Source organism: Aneurinibacillus sp. Ricciae_BoGa-3 (genome assembly GCF_028421645.1).
In the GTDB taxonomy this organism is placed as follows: Bacteria; Bacillota; Bacilli; order Aneurinibacillales; family Aneurinibacillaceae; genus Aneurinibacillus_B.
This window is the reverse complement of sequence record NZ_CP116887.1, coordinates 241,985-265,413: the sequence shown is the minus strand read 5'-3', so window position 1 is coordinate 265,413 and position 23,429 is coordinate 241,985. Positions and strand designations below refer to the sequence as shown.

The 23,429-nt window shown below is 47.0% G+C and carries 22 protein-coding genes; 8 read left to right on the top strand and 14 right to left on the bottom strand.

The genetic code is table 11. The annotated features are described in order from the left end of the window. Positions 1–39: 39 nt before the first annotated feature. Both PP175_RS01375 and PP175_RS01370 read right to left on the bottom strand, forming a co-directional pair. The gene (locus PP175_RS01375) at positions 40–2,184 is read right to left on the bottom strand and encodes an RNA degradosome polyphosphate kinase (protein ID WP_272441117.1); all 2,145 of its coding nucleotides are present in this window, start codon (positions 2,182–2,184) and stop codon (positions 40–42) included. A gap of 89 nt (positions 2,185–2,273) precedes the next feature. Continuing rightward, entirely contained in the window at positions 2,274–2,645 is a 372-nt protein-coding gene (locus PP175_RS01370) for a hypothetical protein (protein ID WP_272441116.1), read from the bottom strand. Positions 2,646–2,797: 152 nt separating this feature from the next. Between PP175_RS01370 and PP175_RS01365 the strand changes: the two genes are divergently transcribed. From PP175_RS01365 to PP175_RS01350, 4 genes are all read left to right on the top strand, one after another. Beyond that, on the top strand, positions 2,798–7,363 hold the full coding sequence (locus PP175_RS01365; protein ID WP_272441115.1) for an HAD-IC family P-type ATPase: 4,566 nt from the start codon (positions 2,798–2,800) through the stop codon (positions 7,361–7,363). A gap of 14 nt (positions 7,364–7,377) precedes the next feature. Then, entirely contained in the window at positions 7,378–7,605 is a 228-nt protein-coding gene (locus PP175_RS01360; protein WP_272441114.1) for a DUF5132 domain-containing protein, read from the top strand. Positions 7,606–7,620: 15 nt separating this feature from the next. Beyond that, a complete protein-coding gene (locus PP175_RS01355; protein ID WP_272441113.1) occupies positions 7,621–7,851 on the top strand; it encodes a hypothetical protein in 231 nt (76 codons plus the stop codon). Positions 7,852–7,942: 91 nt separating this feature from the next. Next, positions 7,943–8,341 carry a hypothetical protein gene (locus PP175_RS01350; protein WP_272441112.1) on the top strand — a complete coding sequence of 133 codons (399 nt, stop codon included), beginning with the start codon at positions 7,943–7,945 and terminating at the stop codon, positions 8,339–8,341. Positions 8,342–8,631: 290 nt separating this feature from the next. Here PP175_RS01350 and PP175_RS01345 read toward each other — a convergent pair whose 3' ends face one another. The 6 genes from PP175_RS01345 to PP175_RS01320 all read right to left on the bottom strand — a co-directional run bounded on the left by PP175_RS01345 (position 8,632) and on the right by PP175_RS01320 (position 14,720). Then, positions 8,632–9,462, bottom strand: coding sequence for a sugar phosphate isomerase/epimerase family protein (locus tag PP175_RS01345; protein ID WP_272441111.1), 831 nt, complete (start codon positions 9,460–9,462; stop codon positions 8,632–8,634). 23 nt (positions 9,463–9,485) lie between these two features. Next, positions 9,486–10,523: a zinc-dependent alcohol dehydrogenase family protein gene (locus tag PP175_RS01340; RefSeq protein WP_272441110.1), complete on the bottom strand. Its 1,038-nt coding sequence runs from the start codon at positions 10,521–10,523 to the stop codon at positions 9,486–9,488. 49 nt (positions 10,524–10,572) lie between these two features. Then, on the bottom strand, positions 10,573–11,832 hold the full coding sequence (locus tag PP175_RS01335) for an MFS transporter (protein ID WP_272441109.1): 1,260 nt from the start codon (positions 11,830–11,832) through the stop codon (positions 10,573–10,575). An 82-nt stretch (positions 11,833–11,914) separates the two neighbouring features. Further along, positions 11,915–12,886, bottom strand: coding sequence for a sugar phosphate isomerase/epimerase family protein (locus PP175_RS01330; protein ID WP_272441108.1), 972 nt, complete (start codon positions 12,884–12,886; stop codon positions 11,915–11,917). Between the two features lie 2 nt (positions 12,887–12,888). Continuing rightward, a complete protein-coding gene (locus PP175_RS01325) occupies positions 12,889–14,058 on the bottom strand; it encodes a Gfo/Idh/MocA family protein (RefSeq protein ID WP_272441107.1) in 1,170 nt (389 codons plus the stop codon). Between the two features lie 242 nt (positions 14,059–14,300). Beyond that, positions 14,301–14,720, bottom strand: coding sequence for an exosporium protein C (locus PP175_RS01320; RefSeq protein ID WP_272441106.1), 420 nt, complete (start codon positions 14,718–14,720; stop codon positions 14,301–14,303). A gap of 59 nt (positions 14,721–14,779) precedes the next feature. Between PP175_RS01320 and PP175_RS01315 the strand changes: the two genes are divergently transcribed. Next, entirely contained in the window at positions 14,780–15,031 is a 252-nt protein-coding gene (locus tag PP175_RS01315) for a hypothetical protein (protein WP_272441105.1), read from the top strand. 158 nt (positions 15,032–15,189) lie between these two features. Here the strand turns inward: PP175_RS01315 and PP175_RS01310 are convergent, their stop codons facing one another. Further along, positions 15,190–16,545 (bottom strand): GntP family permease, encoded by a 1,356-nt coding sequence (locus PP175_RS01310; protein ID WP_272443148.1) that lies wholly within the window; start codon positions 16,543–16,545, stop codon positions 15,190–15,192. Between the two features lie 279 nt (positions 16,546–16,824). After that, positions 16,825–17,217: a PilZ domain-containing protein gene (locus tag PP175_RS01305; protein WP_272441104.1), complete on the bottom strand. Its 393-nt coding sequence runs from the start codon at positions 17,215–17,217 to the stop codon at positions 16,825–16,827. A 420-nt stretch (positions 17,218–17,637) separates the two neighbouring features. Here PP175_RS01305 and PP175_RS01300 point away from each other — a divergent pair, with 420 nt between their 5' ends. Further along, positions 17,638–17,985, top strand: coding sequence for a hypothetical protein (locus tag PP175_RS01300; RefSeq protein ID WP_272441103.1), 348 nt, complete (start codon positions 17,638–17,640; stop codon positions 17,983–17,985). 13 nt (positions 17,986–17,998) lie between these two features. Beyond that, on the top strand, positions 17,999–18,151 hold the full coding sequence (locus PP175_RS01295) for a hypothetical protein (protein WP_272441102.1): 153 nt from the start codon (positions 17,999–18,001) through the stop codon (positions 18,149–18,151). Positions 18,152–18,174: 23 nt separating this feature from the next. On the opposite strand, the gene PP175_RS01290 is transcribed toward PP175_RS01295, so the two are convergent. Next, positions 18,175–19,506, bottom strand: coding sequence for a phytoene desaturase family protein (locus PP175_RS01290; protein WP_272441101.1), 1,332 nt, complete (start codon positions 19,504–19,506; stop codon positions 18,175–18,177). Between the two features lie 272 nt (positions 19,507–19,778). Between PP175_RS01290 and PP175_RS01285 the strand changes: the two genes are divergently transcribed. After that, a complete protein-coding gene (locus PP175_RS01285) occupies positions 19,779–20,564 on the top strand; it encodes an ABC transporter ATP-binding protein (protein WP_272443147.1) in 786 nt (261 codons plus the stop codon). A 22-nt stretch (positions 20,565–20,586) separates the two neighbouring features. Here PP175_RS01285 and PP175_RS01280 read toward each other — a convergent pair whose 3' ends face one another. From PP175_RS01280 to PP175_RS01270, 3 genes are all read right to left on the bottom strand, one after another. After that, complete coding sequence (locus PP175_RS01280; protein ID WP_272441100.1) at positions 20,587–20,997, bottom strand: thiol-disulfide oxidoreductase DCC family protein; 411 nt, start codon at positions 20,995–20,997, stop codon at positions 20,587–20,589. 119 nt (positions 20,998–21,116) lie between these two features. Next, positions 21,117–21,482 (bottom strand): methyl-accepting chemotaxis protein, encoded by a 366-nt coding sequence (locus tag PP175_RS01275; protein ID WP_272441099.1) that lies wholly within the window; start codon positions 21,480–21,482, stop codon positions 21,117–21,119. A gap of 145 nt (positions 21,483–21,627) precedes the next feature. Then, entirely contained in the window at positions 21,628–23,394 is a 1,767-nt protein-coding gene (locus tag PP175_RS01270; RefSeq protein ID WP_272441098.1) for an aromatic amino acid hydroxylase, read from the bottom strand. Positions 23,395–23,429 lie beyond the last annotated feature (35 nt).

Sequence of the window (23,429 nt, the reverse complement as noted above, 5' to 3'; positions counted from 1 at the left end):
ATCGTGAAGAATAGATGGGGGGGTGTATAGTACAAACACTTATACATGTGTTTTCGGCTTCAACCGTCTATTGTATGCCTTGCGCATGCCTTTTCTCGCACGTTTTACCGCAAGCGCATGAAAATGAATTTGGCTGTTCACACGCGTCTCCCCCTCAGCAGGGACAACATGTGTATACGAGCCATCAGTGTTCAACTGTCTGGCCTTTATATTATCCTGCAAATAAACCACCAGAATATCTTTCAACCGCTGCTTTAACCGCTTCGCTTCAATCGGAAAGAGAATCTCAACACGCCGTTCCATGTTTCGTGTCATCCAGTCTGCACTAGAGAGGAAAATTTGTCCATCGCCGCTATTTTTGAAGTAATAAATGCGGCTGTGCTCTAAAAACCGTCCGACAATGCTGCGAACCCGGATGTTTTCACTCACCCCTGGAATACCAGGGCGCAAACAGCAAATGCCGCGAATAATCATATCTATCTGCACACCAGCCGCTGAAGCTTTGAAAAGGGCCTTTATGAGCTTTTTATCCGTTAAAGAATTCATTTTGATAATAATATGGCCGGGGCTTTCCGGCGTACTGCCCGCAATTTCATTGTCGATCAGCTCAAGAAGCTTATTTCGCAGCCCTTTCGGAGCAGACGCTATCTTTTTCCACTTAGGTGTCTTGGAATACCCAGACAGGTGATTAAATAAGTACGAGGCATCAATAGCAAAATTCTCCTTACATGTGAACATGCCAAGATCGGTATACAGCCGGGCTGTTAAATCGTTGTAGTTACCGGTCGCCATATGCACGTAACGGATCAGTTTATCGCCTTCCTGCCTTACGATCAGTGTAATTTTCGCATGAGTTTTTAGCCCGACTAACCCATAAATAACATGGCAGCCTGATTGCTCCAGTTTTTTTGCCCACTCAATATTTCTTTCTTCATCAAAGCGCGCTTTCAATTCCACAAGCACGGTGACCTGCTTGCCGTTATCCGCCGCTTTAGCAAGGGCATTGACAATGGGTGAATCCCCGCTTACACGGTATAGCGTTTGTTTAATAGCGAGCACGTTCGGATCGTCTGCCGCCTGGGTTACAAAGTGAATCACGGGATCAAATGATTCATATGGATGGTGCACAAGGATATCTTTGCTCGCAATGGCCTCAAAAATATTATTCTCCCCGATAAAATCGGCTGGAGGCTGCGGCCTGAGGTCCACATACCGCAGGTGGCGGTAGCCTGGCAGCGACGAAAACTTCATAAAGAAAGTTAAATCCAACGGCCCGCTTACTTCATAGATGTCGCTTTCTTCGATCTGCAGAGATTCCTGAAGAATGTGCTTCATGTAATCGTCCATCTCATGCGTAATTTCCAACCGGACGGTAAATCCCCATTTACGCTTCTTGAGTTCCTCCTGGATTTCTTCTAATAGATCCTCTGCCCCTTCTTCATCCAGCGTGATGTCAGCGTTGCGCGTAATCCGGAACGGCTGCACCGAAAGAATGCGATTTCCTTTGAAGAGGAAGTCAGCATAGTGGCAGATCACGTCTTCTAACAGGATAAAGGCCGCTGTTCCCTCTTCGTCAGGCAGCTTAATGAAGCGGGAAAGAACAGAAGGAACCTGCACAACAGCAAATAAAGTCTTGCTTTTCCCCTGTTTCTCGCTTTCAAGCATAATGGCTAAATTCACGCTTTTGTTTAACAGGAGCGGGAAAGGACGGCTGGCGTCTACTGCCATTGGCGTGAGGACCGGGTAGATGTGGTCATAGAAATAACGGTTTACAAACCTTGTCTGTTCCTGGTTTAACTGTTCGGGTTTGAGAAAAACAATTCCATGTTCAGCAAGCAGCGGCATAATGTCATTTTGCAATACGTGGTATTGATGGGCAACAAGTTTATGGGCTTCCCGGGAGATGGCGTGAAGCTGCTGTTTCGGCGTCATCTGCGCTTTATTCTCAGGTGTGGTAATCGAGTGCTTCTCCTGATTTTTCAGAAAAGCTACCCGCACCATAAAGAACTCATCGAGATTTGAACTGGTTATGGCAATAAACTTCAATCTTTCAAGTACCGGATTGTTTTGGTCTTGAGCCTCTTCTAACACCCTTCGGTTGAACGCCAGCCAGCTTAATTCACGGTTAATGTAATAATCGGGATTATCGAGATCCACCTCTGGTGATCTAACATGTTCCTCCATGGTTAACTACCTTTCCTATCGGTATTCAAATGTCCCTCTTTCCAGATAATACCCAAAACCTAGCCCGATGACTAGAATTGCCGGTACCTTTAATGAAGTTTCGTAGGGATTCTAATGGCCTGTTTCTTTAAAAATTCATCATTTATTACATTTAACGGCTCCGTCCTCTTCAGGAAGTCCTCCGGTGCAATGTTTGTATTATAAGTTAACGGAGAGGCCATGATGCCTCTGGTATGGTCTGTTCTATCTACTTCCTTCTCCTCCCTGGCTGTTTCTGCAACTTCATTGCGCATGGAAGAAGCACTTTCTTTAATTTGTTCCGTCAGGGCCATTATAGCAGACAACCCTTTAACGGCAGCCTTGCGAACAGCTTTTCGTGTTTCAGGGGATGCATATAAGACAACAGCCGCAGTCGTTAATGCGATGCCCCACGGCGATTTGGGAAGCAGCTTGTTAAACATGATCATGATCCTCCTTAAAAACATTAGTAAAAAACATTTTGCATGTATTCCTTACTTTTTATACATAGAAGCGAATTCGTATATCTTTTCCCGGCCTAACACATACTACACGATATCATTTCGAGCTTGAGAGAAGGGGGAGAGATAAAAAATTGGCCTTTATTGCGTTTAAAAACCGATTTATCCACTCTTTGCCTGGCAGATTGCGGATAGAGGTTTATGGATTAAAAGCAAATCCGAGTTTTGCCCATAGAATAGAAAACTTTTTTCAGGAAAACATGTGCAGCGTCACCCTTAAGGCCTCTCCTTCTACAGGCAGAGTACTGCTTACGTATGATACAGCGAAGGTGTCAGCGGAAACACTGTGTCAGCAGATTGGGCGGTTAGAAGAGGCCTATTATATGGAGCAGCACCCCGAATGCAGACTCAGCATGGATGAACAAGCTGTACAAGAAGCCGCAACCACTCTCACTTTCGACATGGATGCAGCTGAAGCAGCAGAAATTCCAGAACAATTTCGTGCGGTCCCTGTAGAGGAGCCAGAGAAGAAAGAAAGGCTTCCGCTGGCTTTGACCGCTTCCGTCGTTGGTTTAGGTGTGCTGGGAGCCAAACAGCTCCTGATGGGAAAATCACCACTGGCTCACCACGTGGGGCTTTTTTCTGCGGCTGGCATTCTTTCCGTTCTAAGTGGATACCCCATTTTCAAGAAGGGTTTTGAGCGGTTTTCCAGAGAAAGGCGCATTAATGAAGACCTTGTGTTAGGAGCCGCAGCGTTAAGCTTCGCTTTGGTCCGGGAAAATTTAGTTGTATTAGCTAGCATTAGCGCCATTCAGTATTTGAGATGGCAACGTGATAAGCAGGAACAGACTGATGCAGATCCGGCGTTGTATTTAACAACCCAAACCAAAACGTACGCAAACCGTGTAACCAAGCTGGGATTTGGTGTGGCAGCCGCCAGCCTGCTACTGACACGCAGCCCGCTTGTCGCGCTTGGGGTTTTACTTGCGGCCAATCCAATGCCTTGCCTGGCAGCGGAAGAATATACGTGGAAGACAGCAGAACTTCGCGCACAAGAACAAGGGTTGCCACTCCCTGCAAGCGCTACGTTATGCCAGATAGCTGAGTCAAAACAACTGGTTGTAGAAGATACCGAATTGTTATTTTCAGGAAAAGAAGAAGTGCTTCATTGTACCACCCGGGAGGACGAATCGGACGTGTGGCATCTCGCCGCCAATCTCCTTGAGAAAACCAATCATCCGTTAAAACAAACGATTCTCGCCAAAACCGATCATGCAAAACGAACCAAACGATCGGTCCATCAGCTTAAAGAAACAAAAGAAGGAATTACCGGAAAAATCAACCGGCAGGATGTGCTGTTCGGTTCAAAAGGTTGCATGCAAAAGCACAAAATTCCGCTTGATGAATACGAATTCGAAGCAAAAGCACTTGAGAAGCGGGGGGAACAAGTTTATTTTCTCGCCTCACAGGGAAAATGCCTTGGTATCATCTCATACGCAGCCCCTTATACGCCTAAAAAATATGCGGTGGATCTTGAAAATGCGCTTCAGCAATTTCCGGATCGGCGGGTATGTTTCTTAAGGGACTCCATTGGCGTTTTGAGCAACCACGGTGCAGAAGCACAAGCCAGCCTGCTCGTTACAGCAGACCACCTGGCTCAAATGCAGCAGGAAAACGTGCCCTATTTAATGGTCACAGCTGAGCGCTATGCATCCGGGCAACCAAATGGCACCATTCACATTGATGAATTGGGTGATCTTAAGAACGCCCTTGAATGCGCGGACAAAGCGGAACAACTTACAAAGCAACATCGTAAGTGGACAGCTTTATGGAATGCAGCAGGGACCGCGCTGGTGATACCCGGCAGAATTGCTGCTCCTTTCGCGAACCTGATCGCTGATGTTGTGAAATTATTATGGATTAGCAGAAGCGCAAGTCAGCTAAAAAATAAAACGTCCAGGCTAAAAGGCGAAAAACTCGCAGGCAGCACAGCCGTGTCAAAGAAACAGGATATGGCGTGGCATGCAATTTCTGATCAGGAATTGCTGGCGCAGCTGCACACGGATAAGCAAAGCGGTTTAGATACGGGCAATATCAAGCAACTTCAAGCTATTGTCGGCTTAAATCGCCTTCAAACGATGGAAAAGTCTCCGTGGTTTGTTAGATTGATTAAACAATTTAAGGAATTTACGAATCTGGTGCTGCTGAGTACGGTAGGCCTTTCGTTTGTCTCAGGGGATATTTTCGACGGCGTAGCCATGTTAGCCGTACTAGTTGCCAATGCAGTAACAAGTACCATCCAGGAACAAAAGGCCGAAAAGGTTGTGGAGGAATTAAATCAATTCCAGCCTCCGATTTGCAAAGTCATTCGGTCCGGAAGCGAGCAAGAGGTATCTTCTGAAGAACTGGTGCCAGGCGATCTGGTTGTACTGGAAGCAGGAGATCTGGTGCCCGCCGATATCCGAATCCTGTCCGAATGGAATTTGGAAGTCAATGAATCCGCATTGACCGGGGAATCTATGGCTGTAAAGAAGGCTGCGGGCGTACAACCCGCTGCTGCTGTGCTCGCTGATCGGACAAATATGGTGTACATGGGGACCAATATCACGCGGGGAAAACTGACGGGTGTTGTCGTGGACACCGGTATGAACACGGAGATTGGCTATCTAAGCTCGCTGTTAAAAGACGAAGAGCATGAAATGACCCCTCTTCAGGAACGGGTCACATCCATTAGCAAGAAATTTGTTAAGGGTGCCTTTTGTGTCGGCGCCATCGTGTTAGGTGTCGGATTATTGCGGGGAAATACCATTCAACAAATGATCTCCACATCCGTAGCGCTGATCTCCTCCGCCATCCCAGAAGGATTACCGGTGACGATTACGATCGCTTTAAGCGCCGGCATCCGCAGAATGTCCAAGCGAAACGCCGTCATTAGAAGGCTATCCGCACTCGAAACACTAGGGCGCGTGTCCGTTATTTGTTCGGATAAAACTGGAACATTGACGAAAAATGAAATGACTGTGACCCGGATTGCAACCGTTAATGAAGAATGGACCGTTACGGGCGAGGGATACGCGCCAGAAGGAGAAATTATCCATCAGAGCAAGGAGAACTCCCCTCTTAATGAAGATATCGAACAGCTGATTCGTATCGGGGTGCTCTGCAATAACAGTGAAGTCAACCAGGAAGAAGGCAGATGGTCCATAAAAGGCGACCCTACTGAAGGGGCTTTACTCATTGCTGGCGGTAAAGGCGGTATGTATCCGGACCAATTATCACACTGGGTACGCAAACGGGAAATTCCGTTTGATTCTTACCACGGTACCATGAGCGTCATTTGCCATGAAGCGGATAAAGAAGATGAATGCTATATCATCTCGAAAGGATCGGTTGAAGCAACGCTAAAGCGCTGTGATTTCTATCAGAAGGAAGGCAAAACCTATCCGTTAACGCAGGAAATTCGCGAAAAAATTCTTAAACAAAATGAATCATTTGCTGCGGATGCTCTTCGTGTACTGGGGTTTGCATACCGGCCGCTTGACCAAGCTGAAACGTGCGAACAGGCCAAAGACCAGGGCCTAATCTATGTCGGCATGGTTGGCATGATCGATCCGCCAAAACTCGAGGCAGCGCAGGCGATCGTAGAAGCCCTGCAGCTGGGTGTCAAACCTGTCATGATTACAGGGGACCACCCGATTACAGCTATTGCGATCGGGCGCCAGTTAGGCATCTACCGTGAAGGTGACCGGGTGCTTACAGGCTCCGAGTTAAATGAGTTGCATGATGAAGAATTGGAAAGACTAGTTTCTACTGTTTCCATTTTCGCGCGTGTCTCGCCAGAGCATAAACTGCGGATTGTACGAGCCTATCAAAAAACAGGGCAGATTGTAGCGATGACTGGCGATGGTGTAAACGATGCACCTGCGATTAAAAAAGCAGATGTGGGCATCGCCATGGGTAAGACCGGCACCGAAGTAACAAAGCAAACAGCAGACATGGTATTAAAAGAAGACCACTTCGGGTCCATTGTCGATGGCGTAAAAGAGGGCCGCACCATCATCAGCAACATTCGAAATGCGATTGGGTGCCTACTAACCGGAAACTTGGCTGAGATTATTGTCAGCAGCGTAGCTGTCATTGCTGGTCTCCCCATTCCGCTCGTTCCGGTGCAAATCCTGTTAATGAATTTACTTACAGATGCGCTCCCGGCAGCAGTGCTGGCCGTTAATCCTGGTAATAAAGAACTCGTAACAGAAAGACAGGATATTGTGGACGGAAGCCTCTACAAAAAGGTTATCGTCCGAGGAGGCATTCTTGCCATTGGAGCGCTTGCACTGTTCGCGAGCAGCTTATCGATGGGTGCATCGCTGCCTGTAGCCAGAACGATGGCCTTCGCTACGCTAGTCGCCGGGCAGTTAATCCAGACGTTTTCATGGAGGCAGGAGAAAGGGCAGCCGTTCTCCCAATGGATTCGGGATAAATTCTTCATTGGTGCCTTAGGCATCTCCTGGCTGGCATTCTTCTCGGTGATTTATGTGCCCGGAATCGCGCAGGTATTCCATACGGCGCCGCTGCAGCTTCATCAACTGCTTCAAGTATTACTTGTAGGGGGTTCAGTAAGCCTGCTGTCCAAACCATTAATTAAACGTACGGCAGGCTTGCAGCCTCCATTATCCATGCCTGTTGTGCAGGCGGCTTAAGGAAAGGGGACATCATGAACGTAAACATTGAACGAGTTGTTGTCGGCGCTGCGTTGCTTGTCGCTGCTCCCGTTCTCCTGCCAATTATTAGAGAGGCGGGCAACATCGGGGCAAAAACAACAGCCACAGCCTGGTCAGGCTTGCGTACAACTACGCGCAGGATGAAAGAAGAATTGGAAGATATTGTAGCGGAAGCACAGTTTGAACGATTAAAAAAGCGCGTAGAGAAAGAAATTTATTGACTGGAGGAGTAGCATATGGAAGTGCAGAAGGTGGACCACCACCTCCAACAGGCGTTTGCTCATTTGAGGGAGGCACTTAGCGTAAGCGTTACAATGGTGCTGAACAAGCAAATCAGCAAAGATGATATAGGAAAAAGATGGGAAGTATTCTTCCGCGAGTTTTTTGACATGATAAAGACAAAAGGAAAGGAAAACAAGTTAAACCTCTTATCGTGGATTTCCTTCTCTAAAATTTGGCGATGGTGAACCGGTTGTGCAAGCTTGTGCTAAACCAGGTACACAACTAAATTTTGCAAAAACGGGTTTGATTGAACATGACATGGAGGGAGTTGAAGGAATGAATCGAGGAACGTCTTTATGGGCTGGTGTCATCTCAGGCGGTTTGTCCCAGATGCAGGATACAAATGCCTTACGCAATGGCCAAATGTCGACAAAAGAGTATGCGGCCCATACAACCCGCAATGTCACCGTTGCAGCAGGCGTCTATGCTGGGATGGAGTATGGCGGCATTCTCGGATCTGCTGTTTTGCCGGGAATTGGAACGATTATAGGCTCTGTCGTTGGCGGCCTTGTTGGAGATAAAGTGGCACGGGTAGTTGGCATGCAGGCGGGCAATCTCGTCTTTAATAGGCCATCGATGAACCCTACGAATCAAATGCAAGGGAATCAAATGGCTGTGCAAAATAACTCATTCATGGTGAACAATCAGTCTGAGGCACAAGCCCAGCAGGAATAATGTAAAAAAACCCTGCACCAAACCGGATGAATCTCCATATACTAAATTATTAGTTTTTTACGGAGGCTTTTCATCAAGGAATGTCTAGTAAGGGGGAAATTTCAGATGAGAGTAAAAGTTAGAATGACACCGGCGCGCAGACTCATGCTTAAACTGGTAAGGAAGGTTATCGGCTAGAGTTACCCCTTGACGTAATCACATTGCCTTATGCATCAAAACAAAGAAGCACGCTTATCCGATTAGGGATAAAGAGTGCTTCTTTTTTGTTACGGTTAATGGTGATTAGCTGGCTACTTCCACAGTTCACGCAGGTACTCAAGCGATGTCCGGGCATACCAGTCCGGGTCGGCACTGCGTTTGTCAAATCCAATCTCCATTGTAAGATACCCATCGTACCCGATCCTTTTCAAAGCCTGGATAAGCCCCTTATAGTCGCACCGCCCCTGCCCCGGAGGCATCCGGTCAGAATCCGCAATATGGATGTGGGCTAAGTTATCTTTCATTTTATCCACGTAATCAACAGGGACTTCATTGCGATACATGACATGGAACGTATCAAACATAAGTTTTACATTCTGTCGGCCAGTGGCCTGAAGCAGCTCAATCGCGTCGTCTGCACTCTCGATTAAGTTGCTGTCTGCCGAAGTGGGTTCAATGACAATCGTAACACTCAAATCTTTTGCATAATCGGCCATTTCCTGCAACCCCGCCCGCGAGTATTCTTTTGCCTGCTGCTGTGTGGTTCCATGCACAATCCAGCCTGCAATATAGAGGACAGTAGGACACTCTAAGTCGTGCGCCAGGCGGATAACATCCTTGTAGTGCTCCACAGTATACTTTCGTTCTTCCTCTAACGGCGAAGCTGGATTCATGCCAGGCCCACCTCCTGGTGCCGGGAGCATGCTGGAGACTTTCAATGATTTGGACTGAAGCAGCTGCGAGATTTCCCGTCTGCGCTGGGCTGATAAGTAGGCAGGCCAGGCGTGGGGGCTTGCACAGCCAATTTCAAGGGCATCATACCCCATATCCGATAGCCGCACGATTACGTTATCAAGTGTGTAAGATGGAACCCATGTTGGAAAACTGCCATATACCCACGTGTTAAAGGATATTCCCTTCATAGTCCGTCCTCCTTCTATACTTTTTATGACCAGGTAAAAACAGCTTTCTCAGTTTTGCGTTGATCAAACATGCGGAACGCCTTCTCCGCTTCGTTGATAGAAAATCGGTGAGTGATTAATTTCTCAACAGGTATTTGTTTACGCACAATAAAATCTGTGATTTCTCCCCACTCATGAATCGGAAAATACCACGACCCAATAACATTAATTTGTTTCCTTATAAACTGATCAGATGGCTTAATTGTTGTCTCCTTTGCCTCCCCAATAAACGCGCCCCGTCCATGGCGCCGTAAAACGTCGAAGGCCTGGTTATGGCAGATAGGTGAACCTGTGCAATCGATAACGGCATCAGGACCCGATCCATTTGTCAATTGCAGAATCTCATGCACGACATCGGCCTCTTTTCCGTTTATGACATGATCCACACCCAGCTCTTTCGCTAGCTCTAGCCTGTGGTCCACAAGGTCAACCGCGATGACTTTGGCCCCTGCAGCCTTGGCTATAAGCACGCCGGCCATCCCCATTGGGCCCAATCCAAAAATAGTGAGTGTGTCGCGCCCGGAGATGCCAAGCCTTTTTTGCGCATGATAGAGCGTTCCCACTGCATCAGTCGAAACAGCCGCCACTTCGAAACTCATTGTATCCGGAAGCGGCAGGCAATTAATCTCAGGTACAACAATGTAATCGGCATCACCGCCATGAACGTCGAACCCTACACATTTCCACTGTGCACATAACATTCTGTATCCGGAGAGGCAGTAGCTGCAAGCCATACAGCCAATCGCCAGGTACACAGCCACCCTGTCACCGGGTTTAAGGGTTGTCACCCCTTGCCCTACCGCTTCAACAATTCCGGCCGGTTCATGACCGGGTATGACGGTTCCTTTGCCTGCATCTTCACTCCCGACAACCGGGTCTGCATTGCCATAATATAAGCTCATGTCGCTTCTGCATATCGCGGAGGCTTGCATCCTGATTAACACTTCTCGTGGGCCAGGATTCGGGGTGGGAACTTCTCGAACTTCAACCTGCTTGTTTCCTGGGAAGTATACGGCCTTCATCTCATTTTCCTCCTCGAAATAAGTCCTTTTAGAATCATGCATCCCTAAATTAGTTTTCCGTTGCGGGCACTTCTGTACTCTCCGGTAATCTAATGAAGATCATCAATATTGCACTGATAAAGTAAAGAATCGCGAATATCCACATGACCCCGTGCACCCCTATGCTACCGATAAAGGATCCCACGATGGCGGGCGATATAAAGTAAGACAATCCCGCACCAAAACTAACGACAGCCATGGCAGACCCTTTCTTGTCCGGTGCAAGCGACGTTACAATAGCCGAGATTGGCACGTACCCTGTAAGAGCCGCCCCATAGAAAATTCCGGCAAGGGTAATCAACCACAAGTTACGGCCGAAAAACTCGGGCATATACAGCAATATTAAAGAAGCGAGGCCACATCCAACGCTTCCTATCCACATGACTGTGTTGCGCCAGCCGAGCCATTTGTCGCTGATATACGCGATAACAACGTCACCTGCAATATTGGCCAGCCACATCGTCCCCCAAATCTTGAGCCACTGCTCGGTGCTGATGCCATATTGGGAAGATAAGTACAGCGGAAAAAACACAGGCAGCGCACCAATTCCTGTTGTATTAATCGTACGGACGATCCCACACAGTGCCACTTTTGGTTTTTCGATGCAAATGGTCAATCCGCTTATTAAACTTGAGAGCTTTTCTTTGGGATTGGCTGGCTCATCACTGACCTTTCCTTTAACAAGAAAAATGCCAAGCAATCCGCCTACAAGCACCCAGATCACTGCACTCCATAATGTACCAATAGGTCCAATCCACGGGATCGTGTAGGCCGGATAGTAGCTTCCAATAACATTTACTCCCGCAATCCAGGCCGCCCAGAAGATTCCAATTGCCGTAGCCAGCACATGTTGCGGACTGCGGTACGTCACCCATACTAAAAACGAGTAGCAAAATAAGGGATAGCCAAACCCGCGTATCGCGTATGTTGGTAGCATAACCGCATAATTATTTCGCTGAATGCCGTAGATGATAAAAAGCACTTCACCTACCAGCCAGATCACCATTCCTGCCGCCATTACTCTTCGGGGCCCCCATGCTTCTGTCAGCACTCCGGAAAAGTACGACGCAACGGCTAACACCGCTCCGTATACCGCAAAAAGCGTGGCGGATTGCTGGACGGTCAACCCACGCTCAATAAGGTACGGAGACAGCCATCCCTGTTCGAGTCCATCGCCAACCATAAAGATAACAGTTGCGACATAGCCCCAAATTAGTTCAGCTGGAAGCCCCATTACCGTCTTTCTTCCGCCACCTGAAACTTCATTCATGTCATCATCACCTCATTTGCCGTTATACGTGAGATTTTGCTGCTTAAGCCAAACCCTGCATATCCTCCGAAGCACATCCCATTTATGCCCACCACATCTCGCCGGGGGCTTCACGAAGGATCGAACGCTTGAGCATGTCCACCGCCTTCGAAAACCCTTCCCTCACTGACGCCAAAGCATCTTCATGTTCGATGCTCAGTACATCGTCGTACCCTACGACACGCAGCATACTGATAATCTGCTTCCAGGTCGCTTCTTCCATGCCGTAACCCACACTGCGAAATGTCCAGGAACGGTTGGCAATGTCGCCATACGGTTTTGTATCCAATACGCCATTGCGTTTAATATTGGTGTGATCCAAATAAACGTCCTTTGCATGCGCATGAAAGATTGCCTGATGGCTGCCAAGCAGCTTAATAGCCTCCACTGGGTCGATGCCCTGCCAGAGCAAGTGGCTCGGGTCAAAATTGGCCCCGATGGAGCTTCCCACTGCCTGCCGCAGCTGCAGCAGCGTTTCCGGGTTATACACCATAAAACCAGGATGCATTTCAAACGCAATTTTGCCCACATGATGTTGCTGCGCAAATTCAGCTTCAGATTTCCAGTAGGGTATAAGCTTTTGTTCCCACTGCCAATTAAGCACTTCCAGGTAATCAGGCGGCCAGGCACAGGTTACCCAATTGGGGTGTTTCGATTGCTCTGAATCACCCGCACAGCCCGAAAACACGTTTACGCAACCTACCTCTAATTTCTCAGCCAGCAGGACTGTTTTGCGCCAAGTCTCATGAAATGCCAGTGCGGCATCTTTTTGCGGGTGCAGCGGATTTCCATGGCAGCTTAGTGCGCTGATGCGCAAGTTTCGCTTAGCAATAGCCCTCTGAAATGCTTCCAGGTTTCTGTTATCTTCCAACAGAGCCGCCGGATTACAGTGCGCATTACCGGGATAATTTCCTGTCCCGAACTCCACCGCTTCCAGCCCAAACTCCTGGACAATGTCAAGTGCCTCTTCAAAGGGTTTGTCCTGGTAGAGGACGGTTAGTACCCCAATTTGCACGATTAATCCTCCTTATCGCCTATATCCACCCAACTCTGTGTTCGACTGCTGTGCAAAATGGCCTCTGTAACACGTACACAATGGTAACCATCCGCAAAAGTCGCAAAATCATGTTTGGTGCTTTCAGAATCCTTCCTGTCAAGAACAGTACGGTAAAATGTCTGCATCGTATTGCGCACGCTGTCAGCCCAGCCTTCGTTATGTCCGCTCGGGTAATGCACGAAAGGCTTAACCTGCGGGTCAACCAGGGACGGGTCTGCCATCAGCAATTCATCTGGTCTATCCCTATGGCCAATCCACAATTGTTCGGGTTGCTCCTGATTCCAATATGCAGAAGTTTTACTCCCGTTGACCTCGAAACTTAACCGATTCTTCCGGCCTGCACTCACCTGGGACACAATGAACATGCCGAATGCGCCTCCATTCATGCGGAACATAACGGCAGCGCAATCTTCCGTCGATATGGGAACGTCCTCATAGGCTGCCTGGTCGCTGCTTGCGGACTGAAAGGTCTGACTTTTATCTTTTGGCTTCTTACGTACCGGAATTACGGTCGTTAAATCCGCGAATACAGATGTCATGCGCTGGCCAGTCACATATTGAATGAGATCCACCCAGTGAGAGCCGATATCGGCCACTGCACGCATCTTTCCGCCATACCGTTCTTCCAGCCGCCAATTGTAATCCGTCTCATAAAGCAACCAATCCTGCAAGTAGCCTCCGTGAACCAGGTTAATTTTTCCGAGCTGTCCGCTGGAAATACTTGCTTTTACCTGCTGCACCATGGAATAGGCGCGATAGTTGAAGTTAACGGCATGCACCACGTCGTATTCTTTTGCAAGCTGGAGTAATGATGCGCACTCTTCGCTGGTCATGGCCAACGGTTTTTCTGATAAAACATGCTTACCCGCCCGAATAATCTCGCGGTTGATCCCGTAGTGTAAATAATTGGGGGTACAATTGTGTATCACATCAATCGTTGGATCTTCAACAATATGCCTGTAGTCTCCATAGGCATTGGGTATCCCCAGTTCCCGTGCTTTCTGTTCCGCTCCAGCCTGACTGCTTCCCGCAATTGCAGCGATATCAGCCCAACCCAAACGTCGTACAGCTTCGACGTGCACCGGGCCAATAAATCCAGTACCGATAATTCCAACTTTAAGCTTGGGCATGAATACCACTCCTAATCTATCTATATTTTGTCCCTTTTTAACCTCGGAGACAGAACCCGGCAATTAAGCCATATATTATCCAATCAAGGAAACATTAATGCGTAATTAGCAACTTCGGCTGGCGCCAAACTAGCGAACGCCGGCAATCTTAGCTTTACTTTTCGATAACAAAGGTTTCTTACCTACTAAAGCAGATTTGCTCAAAGCAAAACAGCACCTCCTAAAGAGGTGCTGCTTAGTACTTAATTCTTAATGACCAGCGCGCTAAAAGAAACAGGGCCAACGACATCCGCTCTTGTGCCACTTGTTCTGTTTTCTGCGGTTAATACATATTTGTGGGTGCCAGCAGCAAGATTCCGATCAATCGCCTGGAAACTTACCGTATAATTTTGCTCGGATCCCGCGGATTCGATGCCTGACTGTGTGCTGAAAATTTGCTTACCATCGCGGAAAACCCGGAACAGAATTTGAGAGATTCCTGTTACTCCGCGAACACCTACCGTTGCCACTAGTTCCACCGTATTGTTGCTTGAGTTCGTTGGTATCATTACACGCAAGCTAGCCAGACCAAGCCTTGTTGGAGAAGTAGTGATAGGTGTGGAGATTGCAACATTAAATGTGCGGCGGGGTTCTGTTGCCTTATAGTCGATAATACGTTTCATTTAGCTCACCCCCTTTACTTTTTGATAATCCATAGTTATGTAAAAAGGGAGTGGCTAGCTTGGACATAAATACTGATGCAAACAAACAATTATTTAAGCAACTGTTTAAGTTGTTCCGTATGACCAGATTCGATAAGATCCAGCACTTGATCAATTATTTTATCGATTTCGCTATTGCCCTGTTGAAGAATGGATGCCAAGCGGGCAATTCTGATTTGTTTGGCCCTCTCCAGCTCAAGCTGTTCCAGCTTCCTGTTTCTTTCATCTCAACGCATCCTTCCGGAATAATATATGTCAATTACAGTCTTTGACATATATTATGTCAATGCCCCTCCGATACGCACAACTCTTATCTCCATCAGGTACAGAACATGGGTATGTCCGATCGGTATATACGGAAAAGGAGAACAGCTATTACCTGTTCTCCCGATTCTTGCTCGTTATTTATTCGGAACTGTGCTGCCTATTTTTAATGGAAGATAGAAAAAAGAATAATCGCAAGTAAGAGGCCAATCGTGGTAATGACGACGCTAACCATAGCAAGCGGCCAATAAGCGCGTTTGTGCGTGTCTTTTGCAATGGAGCGGATAAGCGTAACAACATACCCATTATGCGGCATAGCATCCAGGCCGCCTGAGGCAAGTGCAGATATACGGTGCATGGCGCCTGGATCAAGACCCATCTTCGTGTAGATAGGCGCAAGAATGGGCAGGGCTATTCCCAGACCGCCGGAAGCAGAACCAGTGATGCCGGCAATAATGGTTACGGCAATTCCAAGCCCAAGATATGGGGACCCGGGCATATGGGTTACCACGTGAATCACGTCTTTAAACCCTTGCGTTAACGCCACAACTGAACCAAAACCTACAACCGCAGAAGTGTTAGAGATCGCCACAATGGATTCTGATGCACCGTCCGCCAGCGAACCCCAGAATTCCCGAATGAAACGGAACATAAGCAACCAGGCAATCACAATGCCTGCCACCATCGAGTAGACTGCTGCGATAGTAGAGTCCACATGAAATCCATTGGTCATCACCGCCAGGCTCACAACCACAACGATCAGCGGCATTACCGCCAATCCGAAGTGAGGCAGAGAAGTTTCAGCCACATGCAGAGACTCGGCTTGGGCAGCTGCCAGTTCATGGACACCGCCCTGCATATTCACAGCCTGGTCTTGAACGGGATACTCATCATATCGCTCACCCCGTGCTACTGCTTTTTTTACCGTAGACATGAGGTACATACATCCTGCCACCGCAATGCCAAGAGCAATAAGTATGCCGATCACACCACCAGCCCATGGGGTTGTGTGAAAGAACTTAGTAGGAATGAGGTTCTGAATTTCAGGAGATCCGGGCATGGTCATTGTAAAGGATACCGAGCCCAGAATCATGGCAGCCGGGATAAATCTTCTTGGCAGATTTGCACTTCTAAACAGCGAAACCGCTAAGGGATAAACCGAGAATCCAACCACAAAAAGCGATACGCCACCATACGTCATAATTGCACAGGTTAACACGGTTGCTAAAACCGCCCATTTCTCCCCTAAGAATTTCATTAAAGCGTTCGCAATGGAGTCCGCCGCCCGTGTATCTGACATAACTTTCCCAAATACAGCTCCCAAGAGGAATAAAATAAACCATGAGGCAAAAAATCCGGTGAATCCTTTCATGTAAGCTTCCGTTAGAACTTTAGCTACATTGAGACCTGCTGTGATCGCTACAAAGGAAGACGATATAATAGCGGCAATAATAATGTTGATTCCACGCATAGTCATCCACATAAGCAGTCCTAATGAAATAATTAACAAAATAATTCCCATTCTCCAATACCCTCCTTTGATAAATTGTATACGCTTACTTAAATTAGCAAAAACAATGCCAATAATATTTACTATTGTCACTACCGCTACATCCTTTGTAAAATGTAACGGTTTGATTTGTTTTTGAATTTTGATGGAAACAAACGCAAAAAAAATCGTCCAGATTTCCGGAAAAAATTCCATCAATTTGGACGACTTCGCTGTACCTATTAACCCGGTCCCTTTTGTCTTATAACCACAAAAAAGCCGATGGTTGAAAGAACCTGGCTTTTTCTAGACCTACACGGTCTGGACGTACTTTTTCTTGTATATAATTGCTGTCTTGTTCACCAGCGCCGTTAGCTGCTCACGCAGAACTTCATCAATGGTAAACAGCACGCCGTATTCATAATCCCCCTCTTCCCTGTCTACCCGCCAAACATTATAGCCCATAAGAGTAAGAGGTTCTTTGTTTAACTCCATCTTAAATTCCAGCACAATTTCATGAGATACCGGCATTTTAAGATCTGAAAAATATTTGAGACCACCTCCGCTGATATTATCGACTTTAACCAGCGTTTCTTTGCTTTCAATACGCTGGTCTTTAATCTGCACAATACTCATTTCAGCATCAAGAGGCTCTTTAAGCTGTAGACGAAAGAAATGCCGTTTATTAGTAGGGTTATCTGACATGGTATCGCTTTCCCTTCCCGCTTAGTTCTTTGGATGTTATTGTTTTAGACTCCACACATTCTATGATACTAACTATTATATTAAGCTTTGGTAAAAATAGAAATGGTTATCAGTAAATTTACATGCTTTTTGCACAAAATAAAATGAAAATGAACCGCCGTTTTTTGGTTTTTGGGCAGACAACATCTTTTTCAACGACCATTCCTGGCCGCAACTCCCTGATTACGACGAGATCCATAATACTCCCCCCATTTTATATTTGTGAAAAAAATCACACCATTTTACCTATTATACAATGTATTTATAAGGTTAGGAATACTGCACCTATTTATCCTCATGAACAAGGTAAAAACCTCCAGTTATTTAGGCTAATAAAAGGTCCGCTTCGATAACACAATAAAAAGAACGGAGGTGCCAAAGATGGAATCCCAACCACAATCCAAAATCAGCGGAAAAGAACTTGTAGAGGCCTGGAGCCAAACACTCCCGGGCATTCTTAATGCAACGGATTCTGTAAAAGTAACGGGCGACCCGAGGAATCCGCGTACGGTACAAATCCATATCGATACGGCGGGGCATACCGGTTACTCCTTTGACTTTTCCTGTTCCTACATGGATGACCGGGAAGTGAAAGTAGATTTTAGAAAAGGCCGCAAGGAGGGAGAGGCCATTTTAGATGGTTCTGCTCCTGTTAACCATTTGCTGGACGACTACATTCGGCATATTCACGAATGTGCGCAGGCATTGCAAGAAGATACACACCAATAAGGGGGAACGAACGATGGGTAAAAAAAATAAAGTGAGCCACGATAAGAATTTGCAGAACGTTATAGAGGACCTCGAAGTGATGCCTGTTAGCGGCCTGTATGCAAGAGAGATTCAGCAGGACCGCAACGACAGACGCCACCAGGATGCGTTAAATCACGAAGAATAGAAAAAGCAGGGCGCATGCCCTGCTTAATCTTTTTGCAGAATTAGTTTGCTTGTCTCATATGCGCTGGAGAATGAAAGCTCCGAAAGCTGCCCTTCACCCTGGCACCAGTCCCCTGTGAAAAACACGTTGCGATAATCAGGAAAATACAGCGGCATCGGATCCTGAGTCATCGTCCATTTAATTTCCTGGGCGGCTGCACGTTTCGACACCCGCGGCACAACCAGTTGATCTCGCCATCCGGAGAAGTGTTTGTCGTAAAGCGCTTCAATTTTTGCATGGTATTCTTCCATTTTCTCTTTATCTTTTAAATCGTCCTGTGCAATATACGCAATAGCTTGCAGCAGCTGGCTTCCTTCCGGTGCGCACGAACGGTCATAATGGGAGATATCTGTAATAAAGATTCTATTCTGCTTATCGTAAATATACGTGTACGGCACGTCAATTCTTTCCCGTAGACCTACATCATACACATAAACATAGCTCGGTTCATAGTTTGAGTACTGTTTAACGGAGTGTTCGATTTTCGTACCAACGAAGACTTTGTCCAGTTCTTTTGGCGGAATAGCAAATACAAATTCTTTGCCGGCAAAGTTTGCTTTATTCGTTTGAATTCCGGTTACTCGATCATTGTCAGCGGACACAGACTCAACCTTTGTTTTCATATAAATTTCACCGCCGCTGCTTTCAATTACCCTGATAAATTCATCAATAAGTGCCTGCCAGCCGCCTGCAATGTAAGCTACTGGTTTGTTAGTCGTAAATAGCCGTTGATAATAGTTAAAGAATACATCTGATGGAATTTTTTCAGGTTCTTTGGTGAAGAAATTGGAAGAGGCAAGCGTAAGCATCATCTCTCTTACGTCTTCATTAATATGATTCTCTTCCATCCATTTGGCGATCGAGAGGTGAGGGTGGCCTTTCTCAAGGCGGAGCAATGTTTTGAATATTTCAAAAGTAAATTTAATTTTTCCTGTTCCTTTGATAACAGCCGTGCGAAACAGTCCCTGGATATTGGCAGGCACATCGGTTAACTGGTCGCCAATGTCATACTTCGCTTTATTGGGTTCGAAGTCCTCCCATCCAATATTAATGCCAATCTCCTTTTTCAGGGTGCGCAGCACGGAAGTGTCACGACCGTAAATGGCATGCGCACCAAAATTGAAGGCAAAATCCTTTATTCTGAGCGTTACCGCTCTCCCTCCAAGGTTTCCACGTTCCACCAAAGCCACTTTCTTACCTTTATGCGATAATATTGCGGCAGCAGTCAGTCCAGCCAGTCCACCGCCCACTACGACGACATCATAGTGTTTTGTTTCTCGTGCAGTTTCTACAGTATTCTCCATACCAGTCTCCATTTAACTTAACATCTCCTATATCTAGCTGAATAATCTGTGGCTGTTTGCTTCTCTTTTATGTACCACGTTTCTACGCCACCTTCTATTATAACGTGAGATAGCCTTAAAATGGCTATACGAAAGTTCTGGAAGCGTTTTTTTCCCACAGCGATACTTATTTTAGTAGAAAAGTTTGCAGTTGCCAAGCCTTGTTCTATTAATTCGCCGTGAAGCAGGACAAACGATTAATAGATAGTGTATAGTAAAGTGGGAATAAACAGAAAAAGGGAGGCATCACTGTGGTTGTTGATTTGCAAAGTGTTAGCTGGAGGCGTGATCAGGGATATATTTTAGAGGATGTGTCCTGGAAAATCAAAGACGGAGAGCATTGGGCTCTTATCGGACTCAACGGGTCAGGTAAAACCACACTGTTAAATATGATTAACGGCTACATATGGCCCACACGCGGAAAGATAAGTGTGCTAGATAAACGGTTTGGGGAATATGATTTGCGCGAGCTGAGGAAATCCATTGGATGGGTAAGCTCCTCGCTGCAGGAAAAACTCCACAGCAATGAAAAGGCCGAAACCATCGTGCTAAGCGGTAAATTTGCAAGTATCGGGCTCTACGAAGAACCCACAGAAGCAGACTATGAAAAAGCAAGATCGCTTCTCCATACCCTTGGGTGCGGCTCATTCATGACACGTTCCTATCAAACCCTTTCACAGGGCGAAAAACAAAAAATCCTTATCGCCCGGGCACTTATGGCCTCTCCTAAACTTCTCATACTGGATGAGCCGTGTACCGGGCTTGATATATTCGCAAGAGAGCAGTTACTGACTACTATTGAGCATATTGCCAGGCAGCCCAATGGCCCCACATTGATTTACGTAACCCACCATGTTGAAGAAATTGTACCTTCCATCACCCATGCTCTGCTGTTGAAAAAGGGGCAGGTATTCGCATCCGGCACAACAAGTGATGTGTTAACAAGCGCAGCCCTTTCCGATTTCTTCGAAAGCAGCATTAACCTCAAATGGGAAAACGAACGTCCGTGGCTTCAGCTTATGAAAGAGTAAAAGCGGTGATTTGCTCACCGCTTTATTTTGTCGGCAGCTGGCAGCTATCTTCTGTACAGTTTCCAACAGGGATAATCGCACGCCGCGCGGCAATCCAATCGTAAACATGCTGGCCAAATCCGAAGGCGATGCCTGCTGCGATAAAAGGAGCGAAGATCCAATAGGCCGGTACCCGTAACGATGTCTGCAGAACCGTATAAATGCCTTCGTACTCCTGTCTGTCGGGTATCGCAAGGCTGCAGATGCGCTTTTCCATATCTTTTCCCGTTATGTGATAGCGGTTAACCAATTCCTCATCCCGAAAAGAAACAAACTCGATACGATGAAACCAATCCAGTTTATGGGTCTTGCTCGCGGCGTCACGGCACAGCGGACACCAGCCATCATAGAAAACGACTAGTTTTTTTGTACGGGGTGCTGCTGTTGTGTTCACATTAACCGCCTCTTTTAAATGAATGATGCGTTCACTTCATTCTGCTCTTATTTTGCCCAGCTGTCCAGCTGATAAACGTAAAAGCTTGTCGTTGCCAGGAGAGGTTGGCTCCTGCTTGTTTAGTTTTTATCTGACTCTTTCAATGCGGCACTTACATCATCGAGCAGGCCTTTCATCTCACGGGTCAGCTCATTGATAATATTCTCAACATCCTTGGAAGATTTGGCACTGCTTTCTGCAAGCTTACGAACTTCAGAAGCTACGACTCCAAATCCCCGGCCATGATCTCCGGCACGGGCCGCCTCAATTGCAGCGTTTAAGGCCAACAGATTTGTTTGGGAAGCGATATCCTGCAGTACACCCACAATCTTAAGAATATCGGTTGATAGATTCGTTAAAACAGACATTCTCTCTACAATATCTTCCCCGCTGCCGCTTATTTTATTGCCTAATGACCGCCTTGCCTCCTCTTGCTTCTGCAACATTTCTCCCACTCTCCAATGCGAATAAAATACTAATTATATCATTTGTTACCATTCATTATATTTGGTCACTAGGCCTCTGTACACCTGTTGCCGAAATATTTTTACCGGCCTATAACCAAAATAAGACACCCGGGAGGCGGGCGCCCTATTCAGACACTTCTCTATTTGCATTTCTACCCTTGTTGACGATCAAGGCGAGGCCATTCTGGATCAATTCTTTGTTTTCCGGGATAGCTTGAAGCTGTTGCAAGCAGGCAAGCAATTCCTGTCGTTCATCCGCGAGCCAATCTTTGTGGGTTAGCAGTTCAAGAATTTCTAGCCGAAGCAGCCAATCATTCGGAAATTCACTTTTTAGCTGTTTACTAACGTACAGGATTTGGGCTTTTGCCTTATCCGGCTCAGCCTGCTGGCTGCGCAAATTGCGTATTTGCCCGTATAGCGCGTGCAATTGCGCCTCACGGGGCGATATCTGGCGTCTTTTTGTGGACAGGGAGGACTTCTTTTCGGTATGGGCGGGGAATTTCTCCTTATCGGCGGCACCCGCAAACACCGAAATGATTTTTTGGCCCACCGCCATATCATATATGCCCCAATCAGGTTGGAAAAGCACCTGCCCCTGGTAAGAAACTGTACAATCAAACAGCCCGATAAGCATGATTTTACCTGCCTGGCGTTGGACATAAGATACGGTGCCTGTTACTTTTACGCCTGATTCAAATGGCAAAGCCACCTTTTTTCCTTCTATAAGGTTCCACTTCTGAACCTCTGTTTCCGAGAAGTCTTCGATCGCACACGGTTCCCCTGCCAGCCTGCCGACCGGTGAACCATACCCTTCTTTATGATCATCCTTGCCGTGCCCGGCAAGTTCAACATTCCTGTATGCCAACGCAGTTGGACCTCTATATTGTAGATAGGCCGCTTCGCCTTGCGCATCATATTCAATACCCGCCAAAACCCCTGTTACCTGAAGCCCAGAGCTGTACACGGCGGTTGTAAAATTCTCCGATTGAAGGGCCATCTCCAGGCTTTTTGTGGCTCCAACCGAACAGGCCAAGCGGCTCTCCAGCTCCTCAACGGCTTGTATCAATTCACCAAAGCTGCGGCAGACGAACAATTGTGGCTGGTAATCCGTTATGTCATAGCCAGTTTGTATGCACGCATCAAGTGAGAAAGGGAGCTTCGCAACATCCGGCTGCAGGCAGCGCTTACTCTCCCCTACAGAGGAGAGGAGGCCTGCTCCATAAATCCGCGGCTGATCGACATCCCCTGTTAACCCGTATTCCACGGTCCACCAGTACAGGCGGGATACCATCTGTATTTCCGAAACTTCTGTTAACGCATCCTGAGCCTGCACCAACCCCTCCTCCGCCTGCCGGATCTGTTCTGCGCTGGCTTCAGGGTCTTCTTTTAACATGGACAGTAGGCGGATGGCTTCATATAGCACATAATCTTCTTTGGTTGATAGAGCCTTGGCGCCCACCGATCCGATTTTTCTTAAATAGGCAGCGTATTCTTGGTTTTTAATAATCGGCGCATGGCCTGCCGCTTCATGCAAAATGTCTGGCGCAGGCGTGTAGGCTATATGTTCATTCGTTCGGATATCGGCTGCTATCGGCAGAATGCCGTGCGCCTGAAAGTCCATGAAGGCTGCAGATGATAAGAAGCCGTCGATGCTTACAGCACCCCAGCCATGTTTGGACAGGCATTCATTCATCCATTCGATGCGTGGAATCGATTCAATGCCAATCCCGGTTGACTTTAAACCATCCACGTAGGCTGGGTGGGCCTTATTTTCAAGAAAAGCCCTGTTCTGCCGCATCACATAACGCCATACGGCCTGGTCAATCGGTGTATATTTATCATAAGACTGTTCAACTACAAATTCCTGTAAGTGTGACGGAACATGCACCATTGCCATGGCTCCTTTCCAATGTAGCTATGACTCTA